The following is a 15,438-nucleotide window of genomic DNA, read 5'->3' as shown; positions in this document are numbered from 1 at the left end:
CGCCCATCGAGGACAAACGGCGGGCACCGCTCATCTCGAGATGGCAGGAGGTTCCGGTGGCAGTTTCTAAATCTGAAAGGGCTCTATTGCTGTCAGGTTTCCGGATGCTGACAGCAGTCGCTTGGGCAGTGTCCTGCATTGCTGCACCGGCCTTTGCCTCTTCCTCACAGGTTTCCGTTCTGCCGGAAGGGGCACGTCGCATGACAGCAGGCGAAATCTACGATCTCTATAGAGACAAGAGCTGGCAGTGGGACAGCGGAGCCGGACGAATGGTGGGCGCGAACCGGCAATTTTCGGCGTGGACTGACGGTGAGACGGGCAAATCCTGGGCGGAAGGCCGCTGGATCATCACCGAGACAGGTTGGATGTGTCTCAACGCGACATGGCATTCCGAACAGGGTGTATTTCCCGCCAAGACCTGCTTTTCGCATCGCATCGACAATGGAACGATCTATCAGAAGCGCGAGCCCGGTGGTGAGTGGTATGCGTTCCGTAACGCCGAGGTCCACCAAGGCGACGAGGCCAGCAAGCTAGTGTCCACCGATCTGGTTTCCCGTCCACTCGATGCCATCAAAGCCGCGCTTGGTGCGGCACAGCAATCTGAACAGTAAGAAAGGGAGGGGTCCTTGAAAAGTCTCTTTAAACAATCAGCAGCCTTGCTTTGCGGCCTATGCATTTCCGGTGGTGTTTATGCAGCCAGCGGCGTGTCGGGAGCGAGTGTCGACAGCCGCAATCAGTTTCGGGATAAGCGTCCCATCATCACGGCTGACTCTGTAACCCCCGGCGCCTACGATCCGCATGCGGATTATACCAACGATTCCAACTCAAAAATCGAACACCTTTTTCTTCCCTGGGAAGATGTGGATCTGGCAACGCTCAGCGCCGCAGATGCCTATGCGCGTGAGCGTGGACGTTCCCTGTTGATCACAGTCGAGCCGTGGTCCTGGGCGCGGGACTGGCGTGTAGGTCCCGAGGATTTGCTCGCCGGGATTTTGGGCGGGCGCTACGATGCCAATATGTCAGCGGTCTGCTCTGCGGCGGCGCAGCTGAAAAGCCCCGTCACTATCCGCTGGGGGCAGGAAATGGAAGATAATGACGGGCAATTCACCTGGGCTTTCTGGAATGCTGAAGGTTATGTGAACGCCTATAGGCATGTCATCGACATATGCCGCAAGCATCTTCCGTCGGCCCAATACATGTGGTCACCGAAAGGAGAAGAAGGACTGGAAGCCTTCTATCCTGGCGACAAATATGTCGACATTATCGGTCTGTCCGTCTTTGGCTATCAGCCCTATGACAAGCTGGAGGTCGGTCGTGATACGACTTTTGTGGAGCGCACAAAGCCGGGTTATGACCGTGTGACGGGCTTCGGCAAACCAATCGCCATTGCGGAGCTTGGCTACGAAGGTAACGACGAATATGCTCGTGACTGGGCCGCGGAAGCAAACAAGCCGCATGCCGAGTTCCCGGACATGACAGCCGTTGTCTACTTCAACGATCTTGAAGTCTATCCATGGCCGAGAAAGGTTGGCCGGCCCGATTGGCGCGTGGCCAACCATCCGCTGGACTGATCCAAGTCGTTCGACAGAGTGGTTCGGCTTTCACCAGATGGCCGAACCGCTCCATCCCTTTATTTCTATGCGGTTCCAACGCAGGACTCTTACGCAGTCTTACTGGAATTGCCTTGGTGGAGAGGAAGTAAAATGTTTTCGATCCGTTCGATTATCTCAAGTGCGGTGCTGTTTGTGTTCTTGCTTGCAGGCAATGCCTACGCCGCTCCCAAACAACCGGCGGGCGACGCTATAGAAAAACGCGCCGCTGCCGCGACGCCGATGAAGGCCTCAGCGGTTGAAAAGCTCTATGCCGGCCGCACCTGGAAATGGCAAAACGGCGGTGGGTTCTATTCTGCGGAGACAACTGCTCGCGGGCTGTTCTCTGCAAATAGGAAGCCGTTCGCCGCTTGGTCGCGCAAACGGGCAGCATGGTCCTATGCGGAGGGAAACTGGTATGCGACCAATGGGGGCAAGCTCTGCATGCGCGCTCTCTGGACCAGCAAAGTAGCGAAAGGGAGTCTGGCCAGAAGCGGTGCAATCACATGTTTCCTGCACCGTGAAAAACATGGCGTCGTTTATCAGAAGCCTTTCAAGGGTGGGAAATGGTATGTCTTTCGTCACAATCCCGCTCGCCGGGACGATGAGGCGCGCAAACTAGTCAAAGGTAATGGGGTAAGCAAAGAAGTTTCGCATCTTAAGGCGAATTCTCGATAACCGCGCAAAAACGGAGCCGCCGCGGCTTCAGGCTCAGGCGCGGCGGCTTCTGTCAAAACCAAGTCCAACATTAAATGCCCGGCTGATTCGAGACCCTTCGAGTGTAGCAACGCGCTTTCTGACCAAAGCCGCTCGGAGTGCAGACATAGCTGTTGCTGTTCAAGTACCGGGATGCTGATATTTTAACGACCTTGCCGACGGGCTTCTTGTTGTAGCGAACATCGTTGTTAACCCAATATTTGACAAGGTAGACGGACCGTGTCTCTCTCTCTGGCTTACGCAATTCGCCTGCTCGCGCGTTTGCGCCGAGAGCCACGGAAAAAGCAAGCCCGATCGCTGCAATCGCCACTCTTCTAAAACAGTTCCGATGCGCAGTAGAAAACGTCATGTGCTAGCCTCCAATGTTTTTGTTCTGGAGTGCGTTGTACCCACAGGACTTTAGGTTCTGGTTTGAACTATCTTGATAAATTTAGACAAAATGTTGCATTCCTCATGCAGAGAGATCGGCCTTGGACTTGGCTTCGGCGAGAGCGTGCCGGCATCGACAGCTCCTGCAGGCAGTCATCGCTGGGGCCTGTCAGGAATTCTGTGCGCGGCCATGATGATGGAAAGGAAAGAATCATCGCTTGGCTATCGAGAAACTGCTGGACCAGCTGCTTGCTGGTCGACACGCCTTGCACATACAACCCCGCAAGCGTGGCCACCAAGGCCCGCTCCGAACGCTGGCAACGCTCGAACAGCCCGGTGGAGAAGCGGCCAACCCGGTCCTACGGAATCCGCAGCTCAAGCTTGCCGACGCGGGTGACAAGGGTGCGGCCGTAATAAACTCGAGCGGTAGCCGAGCCGCTCCAGCGTCCACTCGCCTTCGAGGCACTCAGCGCCTCATCCCGCCGCGCCCCATTGGATTCGAGAAAAGGGCTGCCACCGATCGGCCACCAGTGCAACACGCTCGCCATGGGATCGGGCGGCTACCGTTTCAGCGATTATCCACATTTGGGACTGCTGCTATCGTTCCTCGTCGTCATTGTTGCCGTGCCGATGCTCATGATCGTTTGGCCAATGAGCTGATATGCGGCGGACGGATCAATCCTGGCGGCCTTCGCGGGTCCACAGTTCGGAAAATGCCGGATTGGCTGGGGCGCCAGGATTCGAACCTGGGATTGTCGGTACCAAAAACCGATGCCTTACCACTTGGCTACGCCCCAGCAGCCGGAACATGCCCGCTGCGCGCGGCCTTATAGGACGAGCCGACGGAAAGCTCAATGCCGAGAATGCCGAGAACGGCAAGTGCGCGGAACTGATCCACCGGTCCCCGCAGATTGGCGTCGCATATCATCGTCTGCTGTCGGGCGATGGCATCTATTCACCCCAACCGCCATTTCATTGCCGGCCGGATCGAAGAAATGGATCCGCCTGCCGCCGGGGAATGAGAAGATCGGCTTGACGATCGTGCCGCCGGCATTTTCGACGGCGCCCAGCGTTTCGAGTTCTCCGGTCAGTCACATGGCGTTATCGCTAGTTCCTGTTTTGTCCTCTTCAACTGGCCGTCGAGCCGCAAGTCTTTTTGTTATCGCTTTTTCTTAATCGATTGTAGAAGCCGGCTGGCTTGCCGACGGCTTGCCTTTCGCACTGCAGCATCATATCGCTCGTGCAGGGACACGGCGGAACTTCGGCTTCGTCAATCTTTTCAATCTCCTGCAACCGGAGAGCAAGCATGACCAAATGGGTCTACACCTTTGGCGACGGCGCTGCGGAAGGCCGTGCCGGCGACAGGAACCTGCTGGGCGGCAAGGGCGCCAATCTGGCCGAAATGTGCAGCCTGGGGCTGCCGGTGCCGCCGGGGTTCACCATCACCACCGAGGTCTGCAACGCCTATTACGCTAACGGCCGCACCTACCCGGCCTCGCTGGAGGCGGACGTCGCGGTTGCGCTTGACCACATCGGCCGGCTGACCGGGCGCCGCTTCGGCGATCCCTCAAAACTGCTTTTGGTGTCGGTGCGTTCCGGTGCCCGCGCTTCGATGCCCGGCATGATGGACACCGTGCTCAATCTCGGCCTGAACGACGAGACGGTCGAGGCGCTGGCCGCCGATTCAGGCGACGCCCGCTTTGCCTATGACAGCTACCGGCGTTTCATCCAGATGTATTCCGATGTCGTCATGGGCCTCGACCATGAGGTGTTCGAGGAAATCCTCGAAGACCAGAAGGGCGGCCTCGGCCATGAACTCGATACCGAACTGAGCGCCATCGAATGGCAGGGCGTGATCGCGCTCTATAAGGCCAAGGTCGAGGAGGAACTCGGCAAACCGTTTCCGCAAGATCCGAACGAGCAGCTCTGGGGTGCGATCGGCGCCGTGTTTTCGAGCTGGATGAACAACCGCGCCATCACCTACCGGCGCCTGCACGACATTCCCGAAAGCTGGGGCACCGCGGTCAACGTCCAGGCCATGGTCTTCGGCAATATGGGCGAGACCTCGGCCACCGGCGTCGCCTTCACCCGCAATCCGTCGACCGGCGAAAAGATGCTCTATGGCGAGTTCCTGGTGAATGCGCAGGGCGAGGATGTCGTCGCCGGCATCCGCACGCCGCAAAACATCACCGAGGCGGCGCGCATTGCCGCCGGCTCCGACAAGCCGTCGCTGCAGAAGCTGATGCCGGAAGCGTTTCAGTCTTTCGTCACCATCTCCGACCGTCTGGAAAAGCACTACCGCGACATGCAGGATCTCGAATTCACCATCGAGCGCGGCAAATTGTGGATGCTGCAGACGAGGTCCGGCAAGCGCACCGCCAAGGCGGCGCTCAAAATCGCCGTCGAAATGGCACGCGACAAGCTCATTTCAAAGGAGGAGGCGGTGGCCCGCATCGATCCGGCCTCGCTCGACCAGTTGCTGCATCCGACCATCGATCCGAAGGCAGCACGCGATGTCATCGGCATCGGTCTGCCCGCATCTCCGGGTGCAGCCACCGGCGAGATCGTGTTTTCCTCCAACGATGCCGAGGAGCTCAAGACGCAAGGCCGCAAGGCGATCCTCGTGCGCATCGAGACCAGTCCCGAGGACATCCACGGCATGCATGCGGCGGAAGGCATCCTGACCACGCGTGGCGGCATGACCAGCCACGCTGCAGTGGTGGCGCGCGGCATGGGCAAGCCTTGTGTGTCGGGCGCCGGCTCGCTGCGCGTCGACTACAGGGCCGGCACCCTGATGGCGATGGGATCGACGTTCCGCAAGGGCGACATCATCACCATCGACGGCGGCAACGGCCAGGTGCTGAAGGGCGCCGTACCGATGCTGCAGCCGGAGCTCTCGGGCGATTTCGCCGCCATCATGGAATGGGCCGATGCCGTGCGCCGCATGAAGGTGCGCACCAACGCCGAAACGCCGCTCGACGCGCGCATGGCGCGTTCCTTCGGCGCCGAAGGCATCGGGCTTTGCCGCACCGAGCACATGTTCTTCGAGGGCGACCGCATCGTTGCCATGCGCGAGATGATCCTGGCCGACACGGAAAAGGGCAGGCGAACGGCGCTCGCAAAACTCTTGCCCATGCAGCGCTCGGATTTCCTCGAATTGTTCGAGATCATGGCCGGCCTGCCGGTGACGATCCGCTTGCTCGATCCGCCGCTGCACGAATTCCTGCCCAAGACCGAGGAAGAGGTGGCCGAAGTCGCCGCCGCCATGAACCTGTCGCCCGACAAGCTCAGGCAGCGCACCGAGGCCCTGCACGAATTTAACCCGATGCTTGGCCATCGCGGCTGCCGGCTTGCGGTTTCCTATCCCGAAATCGCCGAGATGCAGGCGCGCGCCATATTCGAGGCCGCCGTCGAAGCCGGCAGGAAGGCCGGCGCGCTGGTGGTCCCGGAAATCATGGTGCCGCTGGTCGGTCTGGTGAAGGAGCTCGACTACGTCAAGGCGCGGATCGATGCCGTCGCCAGGAGCGTGATGGAGGAAACCGGCGTCAAGATCACCTATCTGACCGGAACGATGATCGAACTGCCGCGCGCCGCGATCCGCGCCCAAGCCATCGCCGAGGCGGCCGAATTCTTCTCTTTCGGCACCAACGATCTGACCCAGACCACTTTTGGCATCTCACGCGACGATGCGGCCTCGTTCCTGGAGACCTATCGCCAGAAGGGCATCATCGAGCAGGATCCGTTCGTGTCGCTCGACATCGAAGGCGTCGGCGAACTGGTGCGGATGGCGGCCGAAAAAGGCAGGGCAACGCGGCCGGATATCAAGCTCGGCATTTGCGGCGAGCATGGCGGCGATCCGGCGTCGATCCATTTCTGCGAGGAGATCGGCCTCGACTACGTGTCGTGCTCGCCCTACCGCGTGCCGATCGCCAGGCTGGCTGCCGCGCAGGCGGCGGTGCAGGCTGCTAAGAACGGTCGCGGGTAAGGCGCCGACGTCGGCCATTGCCGTGCCACCGAATGATCGGCGGGACAGGCCACGAGCCGTCCCTGCTCATCTGGCCCTGCTCAGGCTGGCCCTGTTCAGGCTGGTTTGGCTTCGACCGTCACCTTGTTGGGATAGAACGCGCCGTGATCGCGGATTTCGATCATCTCGTCGAAAGGCTGCTCATAGGCCCACATCGCATCCTTGCCTGCTTCCGCGGCAGGCAGCACGCTCCAATAGCTCGCATCGCCCTTGAACGGGCAATGAGTCGACGAGTCCGTCTTGCGAAGCTTGTCGAAATCGATGTCTTCGAATGGAATGTAGAGGATCCCGGGGTAGGGGGATTCGGTCAACACCTTGGCCCTCCTGGACGAGGCAATGACCGCGTCGCCGGCGCGTACGGTCACAGTTCCGCTGAAGGGCTCGATGGTAATCACTTTATCCGGGTTGCGCTGAAAGCCGGGTGACGGATTGGCGGTCTGGTCCATGACGGTTCTCCTTGCACGACCTAAGGTGTGTAGGGTGTGCGCGCTACGCAAGGGCGCTGTCGAATGCGGGGGCTCCATCGCCTTTTGGCGTTGCCGGATCTCTCGTCAAATCGAGCTTGGCTATGACCGATCAGGGCCGATGACCGATCAGGGCTGATGACCGATCAGGCGGCAGCCTGAAACGCGTCCATCAGCCCGGCATAGGCGGCGGCGATACCGGCGACAGGATTGGTGCTTCGCGACGCGGTTTCGACCTTGAGCGCACCACCGCCGGTCGGCAGGGTAAGAAGCAGGAACTGGCGGTTGCCGCCATCGCCGACGCAAGCCGCGGCGACGTGCTGGCTTTCGCCTTCGTTCTGAACGCACATCTTGAACAGCAGCGTGCCGCCGACCGCCTCAAGGGCTCCGCCGACGACTTCGACGAATTCGTCCTCGGAAACGGTTTTGGCGTCCGGCACCAAATCGGCCAGGCTTTCGGCAAGCGAATCTTCGAGAGCTTTGTCGTCGAGCTGCGCGTCCATGCGAACCTCTTTCATTCGCCAATCACACCCCTACCATTAATCAAAGTTAATGTCGACAATGGCCGGATTGTGGCGGTTTTCTCTGCCTTTTCGAACAATGCGCTGCTTCTGCCCGGTCATGGCTGGACAATCCGCTTGTTCGTCCCACAATGGAGCGAAAACCAGTGGGGGAACGAAAACCAATGGGAGGAGAAGCATGCTCGGACTGATGCAGGAATGGCCGCTGCTTTGCCACAAGCTCATCGACAACGCAGCCAGGCAGCACGGCGAACGCGAGATTGTGTCGCGCTCGATCGAGGGCCCGATCGTCCGGACCACTTACGTCGAAATTCATCGCCGTGCCTTGCGGGTCGCTGAGCGGCTCGAGCGTGATGGCTTTGGGCTTGGCGACCGCATCGCCACATTGGCCTGGAATACGGCGCGCCACATCGAAGCCTGGTACGGCATCATGGGTGTCGGCGCGATCTATCACACGCTTAATCCGCGCCTGTTTCCCGAGCAGATCGCCTGGATCATGAACAATGCCGCGGACAAGGCGATCTTCGTCGATCTGACATTCATGCCGCTGCTTGAAAAGATCGCCGGCGCGGTCAAATCGCTCAAGCAGGTGATCGTGCTGACCGATAAGGCGCAAATGCCGCAGACGGCGCTGCCGAATGCTGTCGCCTATGAGGAATGGCTCGACGAAGCCGACGGCGCCTTCACCTGGAAGACGTTCGATGAAAACACCGCCGCCGGCATGTGCTACACCTCGGGCACGACAGGCGATCCGAAAGGCGTCCTCTATAGCCATCGCTCGAACGTGCTGCACGCCATGATTGCGGCGATGCCCGATGCGATGGGCCTCTCCTCGCGCGACACCATACTGCCGGTTGTGCCGATGTTCCACGCCAACGCCTGGGGCCTCGGCCAGAGCGGCCCGATGATCGGCGCCAAGCTGGTCATGCCTGGCTGCAAGATGGACGGCGCCTCGATCTATGAATTGCTCGACACGGAAAAGGTGACGTTCAGCGCCGCCGTGCCGACAGTGTGGTTGATGCTGCTCCAGTACCTGGAGGAGACCGGCAAGAAACTTCCCTATCTGAACAAGGTCGTTATCGGCGGCTCATCCTGCCCGCGTGCGATCACGGCAAAGTTCCAGGGCAATTACGATGTTGAGGTCATCCATGCATGGGGCATGACCGAAATGTCGCCGCTCGGCACGCTGTGTACCTTGAAGCCGGGCTATGCCGGGCTTGAGGGCGAAGCCCGGCTCGACGTCCAGAGCAAGCAGGGTTTTCCACCTTTCGGGGTCGAAATGAAGGTCACCGACGACGACGACAAGGAACTGCCTTGGGACGGCAGGACATTCGGGCGCCTGAAGGTCCGCGGACCGGCCGTCGCGCGTGCCTATTATAGCGGCATCGGATCCGAACAGTTCGATGAAGAAGGCTGGTTCGATACCGGTGATGTCGCCCATATCGACCCAGGCGGCTACATGCAGATCACCGATCGCGCCAAGGACGTCATCAAGTCGGGCGGTGAATGGATCTCGACCATCGAGCTTGAGAATCTCGCTATCGGTCATCCGGATGTGGCGGAGGCGGCCGCCATCGGCATCCAACATTCGAAATGGGGCGAACGGCCGTTGCTTGTCGTCGTCCGCAAGCCGGGCCGGGAGCCGACCAAGACGGATATCCTCGCCTTCATGGACGGCAAGGTGGCGAAGTGGTGGATGCCGGATGACGTCGCCTTCGTCGGCGAAATTCCCCACACCGCTACCGGCAAGATCCAGAAGACAACCTTGCGCCGGCAGTTCAGGGACTATCGCCTGCCGACGGACTGACTGACATGACGTCTTTCGCCTTCAAGCCGCCGTTGAACGGCTTAAGCGCCGGTTCGGGGTGAAGCAGTGCTGAAAATGATGAAAACTCCCGAGCGACAGACGTCGAGGGCGGCCGGCTGGTCGCGGCGGACAGGCGCTTTTTCGGCGGTCCTTCTGCTGACCGTTCTCGTCGGCCACCGCTATCAGCTTGTTGAAACGCCGGCTTTCCTTTGGGTGCTCGGCATTGTCGCGCTGCTTGCCGCCTTTGCGCTGTTGTTCGCCGGATTTGCGTTTTCGAGACTGTGGAATTTCGGCGACCGTGGCGGTCGCGATCTCACCGTCGGCACGGTGCTGGCACTGCTGGTGCTTGTTCCTTTTGGCATTGCCGCCTATTGGGCAGCGACTTCTCCGCCGCTCAGGGACATCTCGACGGATTTCGACGATCCGCCGGTGCTCGACACCAGCACCCGGACCGGGGATATGAACGCGCTTTCGCCGCCGACCCCGGGCGAGCGGCGCCTGCAGACCGAGACCTATCCGCTGGTCACCGGACGCAGCTACAATCTGCCTTTCGATCGGGTCCTGGAAGCCGTCGAAACCGTGCTCGGTCGTCGGGACTGGCAGCTTGCGGCGCAGTTTCCCCGTGCGATCGGGCAAAGCGAGGTGACGATCAACGCCCTGGCCAGGAGCTTCATCCTCAGCCTTCCCGCCGACGTCGCCATCCGTGTGACCGACGATGGCGATGCGGTCATCGTCGACATGCGTTCGGCCTCGCGTTACGGCCGCTACGACCTTGGCGACAATGCGGCCCGCATCGTGGATTTCCTGGCCGAGCTGGATCAGGAAGTCGCCGGCCAGGTCGGCACGGCCCCGGCCGAGTGACGTCCAGAGCATTTTTACAGCCAAAGCGGAATCGCTTTGACGCCACAGAAATGCGGCTAATACAATCAGTGGTTGAGTATCCGAACAGGCTATTCGGCCGGTTCGAATTCACCCTTGAGCAAAATTGTCTCCACCGGCCCAAGCGGATTGATGATCCGGCTCTCCAGGACTTCGACAAGCTTGCGTCCGACAGCCGCCATATCGACGGAATGAACTTCGATCTTTGCCGGCAGGAAGCGTGCCAGCCGTGTGCTGTCACGCGTGACGATGTGGACGTCGCTCCCCGGCGCAAGACCTCTTTTGCCAAGAGCGTGCAGCGCCCCCAGAAGGCCGAGTTCGTTGGCGCATGCCAGGCCTGTCGGCGGATCTGAGCAAGCCAGCAAGCGATCGAACCAGGCTGCGCTCGATTCCATGGTGAACATGCCATGACCGATCAGCGCTTGGTCGATCGGAATGCCGGCCTCGGCCATTGCCCTTGCATAGCCGGAAAGACGCTTGGCGCTTCCCTGATCCTCCGGAACCAGAAGTTGCAGTGCAATGCGTCGGCAGCCCTTGTCCATGAGCCGTCGGGTTGCCTCGTAGGCAATCTGTTCATTGTCGACATCGACATACGGATACGCGGTATCCAGGTCGGTTCTTCCAAACGCGACGAATGGCATGCGTTGATCCAGCAGCAGCTTGACGCGCGGATCACCCGACACCAGGCGCGTGATGATCAGTCCGTCCGTGCTGCGCGCCTGAAGCTGCCGCTGCACGCTCTCGACGGGATCGTCGTCGGGCGTGGTGGAATAGATGGACAGACTATAACCGGCTTTTCGCGCCGCCAGCGTCATGCCTTCGATCAAAGGCAGCTTCAACAGATCGGAGAGATGGTCTCGGGTCTCCATCGGCAGCACTGCCGTCAGCGTCAGCGTTCGACCGGTTTTGAGCGCACGACCATGATGGTTTGGCAGATAGCCGACCCGCTTGGCCGCCTCCTTGACGCGGGCTATGGTCGAGGGCTGCACTTCCGGCCCATCCTTCAGAGCGCGGGACACCGTGGTCACCGAGAGGGAAAGTTCCGCCGCGATCTGCTTTAGATTGGCCATTGTTCGCCCGACTTCATTTGCGAAAGCGCCGGCTGACTTGCTGACCGCCATAACGTTACCGGATTCGACATCCCGGTCAATCCGAACGCCCGTGGCAAGCAGCTTGACTCCTGCGTATTCAGATGCAATCGTAACGTTACGATTACAAATAAATAGCCATTTCGGGCAATATTTGATCAAGTTGGGGAGGAGAACCTATGTCCTGGCTGCGCATTTCCTTAACAGCATTCACCATCTCGGCTGCCTTGCCCGTCCATGCGCAAACACTCACCATCACGACCGCAGGCGGCGATTATGGCAACGCCATGAAAGAGGCCATGTGGGGCCCTGCTGCACAAGAGCTTGGCCATGATGTTCGCGAGGAGACGCTGAGCGACGGCCTGGCCGCCTTGAAGATGCAGGTCACCTCGGGGGCAGTTGCGACCGACATTATCCACCTCGGCTCGCCGGAAGGCGCCCAGGCCGCCGCTCAGTCGCTGCTGGAGCCGCTCGACTACGAGATCATCGATGCCAAATCCGTGCCGGAGGGTGCCGCGTCCGACTACTGCTATCCGTTCGATTCCTATGGCACCGTCCTGTCGTGGAACACCAAGACCTATGGCGACAACCCGCCGAAGACCTGGGCCGAGTTCTGGGACGTTGCCAAATTCCCGGGCCGCCGCGCGTTGCGCGCCAATGCGCAGGACTCGATCGAGATCGCGCTTCTCTCCGATGGCGTGGCGCCGGCGGACGTCTATTCCGTGCTCAGCACGCCGGAAGGGCTGGAGCGCGCCATCAAGCGGCTTGAAGCGATCAAACCGGATGTCGCCGTGTGGTGGACCTCGGGAGCCCAGTCCGCGCAGCTGCTGAAGGATGGTGAGGCGGATCTGGTCGTTACCTGGAACGGACGCGCAGAGACTGTTAAAAAAGATGGCGGCGCGGCTGACTACACGTTCAAGGGTTCGGTCATCGGCACGGACTGCCTTGGGGTGCCGAAGGGCGCGCCGAACAAGGAAGCCGCCATGAAGCTCATCGCAGCGATGACGCAGCCGGCGCGTGTTGCGAAGCTGACCGATTTCATCGCCTATGGCCCGGTCAATCCTGCGGCCTATGAGGGTGGCCTGATTCCCGAGGACCGTCTGAAGACGCTTGCGACGGCGCCTGAAAATGCCGGCACTTCGGTGTTTTCCAATTCGGAATGGTGGGTCAAGAACGGCGAGGCTGCCCAACAGGCCTTCGATGAGATGATGGCCCGCTGAGTCTCGGCTGACAAGGCTGGAGCAGATGATGAAGTCGCTCCCGATCACCATCGACAGCGTCAGCAAGGCTTACGGGTCCTACGTCGCACTGGATGATGTTTCGCTCGACATTCAAGCTGGCGAGTTCCTCACGCTGCTGGGGCCATCGGGATCGGGCAAGACCACGCTGCTCATGGCTCTGGCCGGTTTTGTCCGGCCGGATTCCGGCAAGCTGTTGTTGAGCGATCGCGACATCACCCGTCTGGCGCCCAACAAACGCGACATCGGCATCGTATTCCAGAATTACGCCTTGTTTCCCCACATGAACGTCCTGGCGAATGTCGCGTATCCGCTGGCGCTGCGCAAGACGCCGAGAGCGGAGGCGCGTCAGCGGGCGCTTGCCACCTTGGCCCGCGTCAAGCTGGATGGCCTGGCGGAGCGCAATGTTGCCGCACTGTCCGGCGGCCAGCGCCAACGGGTGGCGTTGGCGCGGGCTATCGTCTTCGAGCCGCGTGTGATGCTGATGGATGAGCCGCTGTCGGCGCTCGACAAGAATCTGCGCGAAACCATGCAGTACGAAATCCGGCGTCTGCACGATGATCTGGGCATCACCACAATCTACGTGACCCACGACCAGCGCGAGGCGCTGATCATGTCTGACCGGATTGCGGTGATGAATTTTGGCCGCATCCAGCAGATCGATACGCCGCAGCGGATCTATGATCGTCCATCGACCCGCTTCGTCGCCGAGTTCATGGGCGAGGCCAACATTGTGGCGCCGGGCTCGGTGCGCAGGATCGATGGCGCCGAAGCGTCACGCGAAACCCTGATGATTCGCGCCGAAAGCTTCCATCTTGATGCGAAGCTCGCCGGGGCAGACGCAGTGGCTCTCGAAGGAACACTGCGCGCCAAGGCGTTCCGCGGCGAGAACTGGCTTTTGACGCTGGCGCTCGACGGTGGCCAGGAGGTCCTTGTCTGCATTCCGGCAGCGCTGGCCGGCGGTTGCGCCGAGCTTGCCGCCGGTCAGCGGATGACCGCCTATGCACCAGCAGCGAAGATTCACGCGATACCGGGAGCGCTGGCGTGACCGTCACCGCGGATCCAGCGCTCTTGGCGGATGCGCGCCGCGAGCGGCGGTTTTTCCTTTCGCTTTCGCTGCCGGCGCTGATCATCGTTGGATTGGCGGCGATACTGCCCATCCTTTGGATCATCCGGCAATCTTTTTTGACCACAGGCGGTGAGTACACTGTCGGCAACTACGCGAAAGTGCTTTCGAGCGGACTGACATGGTCGGCGCTCGTCACCACCCTCGAACTGTCCCTCGGCACGCTGGCGATCTGCATTCTTCTGGGCATCCCGCTGGCACTCGCCTTGGCCAGCGCCAGACCAAGGGTGGCCAACGTGCTGATGGCCTTCGTCATGCTGCCATTGTGGACCGCCATCCTGGTGCGCACCTATGGCTGGCTCGTGCTGTTGCGGCGTGATGGTATGATCAACGCGGCCTTGACTGGTTCGGGCCTGACGGCGGAGCCTTTTCCGCTGGTCTACAACTTCACCGGGACGCTGATCGGCATGGTTCACTACATGCTGCCGATCTTTCTGCTGCCGGTTTATGCCGCGATGCGCGATATCGACCCAAACCTCGTTCGCGCGGCAGCGAGCATGGGAGCCACGCTCGGGCAGGTCATCCGCACCGTCATCATGCCGCTTTCGGCCGGCGGCATCTTCTCGGGTTCGGTCATCGTGCTCATCTATTCCATCGGTTTCTTCATCACGCCGGCGGTGCTTGGCGGCGGCAAGGTAAATCCTCTCTCTACCCGGATCGAGCGTGCGCTATCGACCTTTCAGGATTGGGGGTCGGCGAGCGTCCTGGGCATTCTGCTCCTCGTTCTGATGGCGCTGATCGGTGTGATGCTGCTGGCGGCACGCCGCCTGCTGGCCCAGGACGCAGTGGCAGCCTCCCATGCTTGAAGCCTATCCGCAAAACCGGCTCGCCCGCATTGTCCTGTGGAGCTTTGCTGCGCTTGTCATGGCATTTCTGATGTTGCCAACGCTCGTGGTGGTGCCGCTTTCGTTTTCGGCGTCTAACCTCCTCGAGTTTCCGCCGCACGCCTACTCGTTGCGCTGGTACGAGAATTTTTTCGGCTCGGCGACGTGGATGGCTGCACTCAGGACGAGCCTGATCCTCGGGACATTGACGGCGCTGATCGCGGTGCCTTTTGCGCTGCTCGCCTGCATCTCGATGAATCGGCTGGGCGGCAAGACCGCAGCTTCCATCCAGGGCGTCCTGCTCACCCCCTCGGTCACCCCGGGAATCCTGCTGGCGATCGGCCTGTTCTTTGTGCTGGCGGCGCAACGCCTGGTCGGAACGCTGTTCGGTGTGCTGGTCGGACATGTGGTGCTGGCCGTACCGGTGGCGTGCATCGTGTTGCTGCCCGCGCTGGCTCGCTTCGACTGGAACCAGGTTCAGGCGGCGCGCAGCCTCGGCGCGGACTGGGCCAGGGCAATTGGCGGAATAATCGTTCCGCAACTTCGGCTCAGCCTGTTGTCGGCGACACTGATGGCGTTCCTGACGTCGCTCGACGAGTCCGTGATTTCGACCTTCGTGGCAAGTGGTCGCAACAGCACGATGCCGAAGCTCATGTTCATCTCGCTGCGCGATCAGATCGATCCGACCATTGCGGCGATCTCGACATTGTGGACCGCCATTGTTGTGGTCGTCGTCGTGATCGTCGCCCTGCGCCAAAAATCCTGACCGAGCCAAAATCCTCACCGAGACTG

General features: G+C 60.6%; 14 protein-coding genes, 1 tRNA gene and 3 pseudogenes. 11 read left to right on the top strand and 7 right to left on the bottom strand.

The annotated features are described in order from the left end of the window. The first annotated feature begins 104 nt into the window (after positions 1-104). The 3 genes from AC0L2M_RS13750 to AC0L2M_RS13740 all read left to right on the top strand — a co-directional run bounded on the left by AC0L2M_RS13750 (position 105) and on the right by AC0L2M_RS13740 (position 2,267). Positions 105-611: a DUF995 domain-containing protein gene (locus tag AC0L2M_RS13750; RefSeq protein WP_023797912.1), complete on the top strand. Its 507-nt coding sequence runs from the start codon at positions 105-107 to the stop codon at positions 609-611. Between the two features lie 15 nt (positions 612-626). After that, entirely contained in the window at positions 627-1,571 is a 945-nt protein-coding gene (locus tag AC0L2M_RS13745) for a glycoside hydrolase family 26 protein (protein ID WP_473535120.1), read from the top strand. A gap of 132 nt (positions 1,572-1,703) precedes the next feature. After that, positions 1,704-2,267, top strand: coding sequence for a DUF995 domain-containing protein (locus AC0L2M_RS13740; RefSeq protein ID WP_473535119.1), 564 nt, complete (start codon positions 1,704-1,706; stop codon positions 2,265-2,267). A gap of 70 nt (positions 2,268-2,337) precedes the next feature. On the opposite strand, the gene AC0L2M_RS13735 is transcribed toward AC0L2M_RS13740, so the two are convergent. Next, positions 2,338-2,655 carry a hypothetical protein gene (locus AC0L2M_RS13735; protein ID WP_473535118.1) on the bottom strand — a complete coding sequence of 106 codons (318 nt, stop codon included), beginning with the start codon at positions 2,653-2,655 and terminating at the stop codon, positions 2,338-2,340. 268 nt (positions 2,656-2,923) lie between these two features. After that, a pseudogene (locus AC0L2M_RS13730) lies at positions 2,924-3,163 on the bottom strand (transposase); the annotation flags it as partial. A 22-nt stretch (positions 3,164-3,185) separates the two neighbouring features. Between AC0L2M_RS13730 and AC0L2M_RS13725 the strand changes: the two are divergent. Next, a pseudogene (locus AC0L2M_RS13725) lies at positions 3,186-3,335 on the top strand (SLC13 family permease); the annotation flags it as partial. 62 nt (positions 3,336-3,397) lie between these two features. On the opposite strand, the gene AC0L2M_RS13720 reads toward AC0L2M_RS13725, so the two are convergent. Then, positions 3,398-3,472: transfer RNA gene (locus tag AC0L2M_RS13720), tRNA-Gln, on the bottom strand. A 165-nt stretch (positions 3,473-3,637) separates the two neighbouring features. Continuing rightward, positions 3,638-3,751: pseudogene (locus AC0L2M_RS13715) on the bottom strand (VOC family protein); the annotation flags it as partial. Between the two features lie 230 nt (positions 3,752-3,981). Here AC0L2M_RS13715 and ppdK point away from each other — a divergent pair. Beyond that, positions 3,982-6,660 (top strand): pyruvate, phosphate dikinase, encoded by a 2,679-nt coding sequence (gene ppdK, locus AC0L2M_RS13710; protein ID WP_023797904.1) that lies wholly within the window; start codon positions 3,982-3,984, stop codon positions 6,658-6,660. Between the two features lie 95 nt (positions 6,661-6,755). Here the strand turns inward: ppdK and AC0L2M_RS13705 are convergent, their stop codons facing one another. After that, on the bottom strand, positions 6,756-7,145 hold the full coding sequence (locus AC0L2M_RS13705; protein WP_473535117.1) for a DUF427 domain-containing protein: 390 nt from the start codon (positions 7,143-7,145) through the stop codon (positions 6,756-6,758). 164 nt (positions 7,146-7,309) lie between these two features. Further along, positions 7,310-7,666, bottom strand: coding sequence for a hypothetical protein (locus tag AC0L2M_RS13700; protein WP_023797902.1), 357 nt, complete (start codon positions 7,664-7,666; stop codon positions 7,310-7,312). Positions 7,667-7,862: 196 nt separating this feature from the next. Here AC0L2M_RS13700 and AC0L2M_RS13695 point away from each other — a divergent pair, with 196 nt between their 5' ends. Both AC0L2M_RS13695 and AC0L2M_RS13690 read left to right on the top strand, forming a co-directional pair. Further along, a complete protein-coding gene (locus tag AC0L2M_RS13695) occupies positions 7,863-9,491 on the top strand; it encodes a fatty-acid--CoA ligase (RefSeq protein WP_473532968.1) in 1,629 nt (542 codons plus the stop codon). Positions 9,492-9,566: 75 nt separating this feature from the next. Then, complete coding sequence (locus AC0L2M_RS13690; protein ID WP_287171541.1) at positions 9,567-10,352, top strand: DUF1499 domain-containing protein; 786 nt, start codon at positions 9,567-9,569, stop codon at positions 10,350-10,352. Between the two features lie 89 nt (positions 10,353-10,441). Here AC0L2M_RS13690 and AC0L2M_RS13685 read toward each other — a convergent pair whose 3' ends face one another. After that, the gene (locus AC0L2M_RS13685) at positions 10,442-11,620 is read right to left on the bottom strand and encodes a LacI family DNA-binding transcriptional regulator (protein ID WP_473535116.1); all 1,179 of its coding nucleotides are present in this window, start codon (positions 11,618-11,620) and stop codon (positions 10,442-10,444) included. Positions 11,621-11,637: 17 nt separating this feature from the next. Between AC0L2M_RS13685 and AC0L2M_RS13680 the strand changes: the two genes are divergently transcribed. Genes AC0L2M_RS13680 through AC0L2M_RS13665 form a run of 4 tightly spaced genes read left to right on the top strand, consistent with a single transcriptional unit; the run spans position 11,638 to position 15,412 of the window. Beyond that, a complete protein-coding gene (locus tag AC0L2M_RS13680; RefSeq protein ID WP_287395077.1) occupies positions 11,638-12,678 on the top strand; it encodes an ABC transporter substrate-binding protein in 1,041 nt (346 codons plus the stop codon). Between the two features lie 28 nt (positions 12,679-12,706). Next, positions 12,707-13,744, top strand: coding sequence for an ABC transporter ATP-binding protein (locus tag AC0L2M_RS13675; protein WP_287238835.1), 1,038 nt, complete (start codon positions 12,707-12,709; stop codon positions 13,742-13,744). Continuing rightward, entirely contained in the window at positions 13,741-14,628 is an 888-nt protein-coding gene (locus AC0L2M_RS13670) for an ABC transporter permease (RefSeq protein WP_473535115.1), read from the top strand. The genes AC0L2M_RS13675 and AC0L2M_RS13670 overlap by 4 nt, the downstream gene beginning before the upstream one ends. Beyond that, positions 14,621-15,412 carry an ABC transporter permease gene (locus AC0L2M_RS13665; protein ID WP_473535114.1) on the top strand — a complete coding sequence of 264 codons (792 nt, stop codon included), beginning with the start codon at positions 14,621-14,623 and terminating at the stop codon, positions 15,410-15,412. The genes AC0L2M_RS13670 and AC0L2M_RS13665 overlap by 8 nt, the downstream gene beginning before the upstream one ends. The last annotated feature ends 26 nt before the right edge of the window (positions 15,413-15,438 follow it).

The sequence above is a fragment of the Mesorhizobium sp. WSM4806 genome, from assembly GCF_055811635.1.
Note: the sequence above shows the minus strand (reverse complement) of the source record. Positions and strands in the feature narration are given on the sequence as shown.

Excerpts from the sequence above, each read along its gene's own strand:
- AC0L2M_RS13750 (WP_023797912.1), top strand. The coding sequence starts at position 105 with ATGCTGACAGCAGTCGCTTGGGCAGTGTCCTGCATTGCTGCACCGGCC.
- AC0L2M_RS13740 (WP_473535119.1), top strand. The coding sequence starts at position 1,704 with ATGTTTTCGATCCGTTCGATTATCTCAAGTGCGGTGCTGTTTGTGTTC.
- AC0L2M_RS13735 (WP_473535118.1), bottom strand. The coding sequence starts at position 2,655 with ATGACGTTTTCTACTGCGCATCGGAACTGTTTTAGAAGAGTGGCGATT.
- ppdK (WP_023797904.1), top strand. The coding sequence starts at position 3,982 with ATGACCAAATGGGTCTACACCTTTGGCGACGGCGCTGCGGAAGGCCGT.
- AC0L2M_RS13705 (WP_473535117.1), bottom strand. The coding sequence starts at position 7,145 with ATGGACCAGACCGCCAATCCGTCACCCGGCTTTCAGCGCAACCCGGAT.
- AC0L2M_RS13700 (WP_023797902.1), bottom strand. The coding sequence starts at position 7,666 with ATGGACGCGCAGCTCGACGACAAAGCTCTCGAAGATTCGCTTGCCGAA.
- AC0L2M_RS13695 (WP_473532968.1), top strand. The coding sequence starts at position 7,863 with ATGCTCGGACTGATGCAGGAATGGCCGCTGCTTTGCCACAAGCTCATC.
- AC0L2M_RS13690 (WP_287171541.1), top strand. The coding sequence starts at position 9,567 with ATGATGAAAACTCCCGAGCGACAGACGTCGAGGGCGGCCGGCTGGTCG.
- AC0L2M_RS13680 (WP_287395077.1), top strand. The coding sequence starts at position 11,638 with ATGTCCTGGCTGCGCATTTCCTTAACAGCATTCACCATCTCGGCTGCC.
- AC0L2M_RS13675 (WP_287238835.1), top strand. The coding sequence starts at position 12,707 with ATGAAGTCGCTCCCGATCACCATCGACAGCGTCAGCAAGGCTTACGGG.
- AC0L2M_RS13665 (WP_473535114.1), top strand. The coding sequence starts at position 14,621 with ATGCTTGAAGCCTATCCGCAAAACCGGCTCGCCCGCATTGTCCTGTGG.